Annotated in this window: 1 rRNA gene; it reads right to left on the bottom strand. The window is 55.3% G+C overall.

The annotated features are described in order from the left end of the window. Positions 1-684 (bottom strand): 23S ribosomal RNA (locus tag ABD194_RS21120); the annotation flags it as partial. Positions 685-739 lie beyond the last annotated feature (55 nt).

Here is a 739-nt window from a genome sequence, read left to right as displayed (position 1 = left end):
ACTCGCAGGCTCATTCTTCAAAAGGCACGCTGTCACCCCACACGCCCAACGGCGGGAGGCTCCAACGGATTGTAGGCACACGGTTTCAGGATCTATTTCACTCCCCTCCCGGGGTACTTTTCACCTTTCCCTCACGGTACTTGTCCGCTATCGGTCACCAGGGAATATTTAGGCTTAGCAGGTGGTCCTGCCAGATTCACACGGGATTTCTCGGGCCCCGTGCTACTTGGGAAACACCACCGGGAGTCCACACCATTTCGTCTACGGGGGTCGCACCCTCTATGCCGAGCCATTCAATGCTCTTCGACTATGACGCAGATTTCTCACTCCCTACCAAGATGTCAGTCTCGGTCGGCGGGTCCCACGACCCCGAACGTGCAACGCCTGACAGCTGTTCCACACGCCCGGTTTAGCCTCATCCGCTTTCGCTCGCCACTACTCACGGAATCACATGTTGTTTTCTCTTCCTGTGGGTACTGAGATGTTTCACTTCCCCACGTTCCCTCCACACACCCTATATATTCAGGTGCGGGTGACTGGACTTGCCTCCAGCCGGGTTTCCCCATTCGGAAATCCTCGGATCACAGTCTGGTTATCGACTACCCGAGGCTTATCGCAGATTCCTACGTCCTTCTTCGGTTCCTGGTGCCAAGGCATCCACCGTGTGCCCTTAAAAACTTGACACTACAAAGATGCTCGCGTCCACTGTGAAGTTCTCAACATACAACCGGCACCCCAC

Origin of the sequence: Terrabacter terrae, assembly GCF_039529575.1 — a bacterium.
Lineage (GTDB): Bacteria > Actinomycetota > Actinomycetes > Actinomycetales > Dermatophilaceae > Terrabacter > Terrabacter terrae.
The sequence above is the reverse complement of the archived record's forward strand: the minus strand, read 5'-3'. Positions and strand labels throughout refer to the sequence as shown.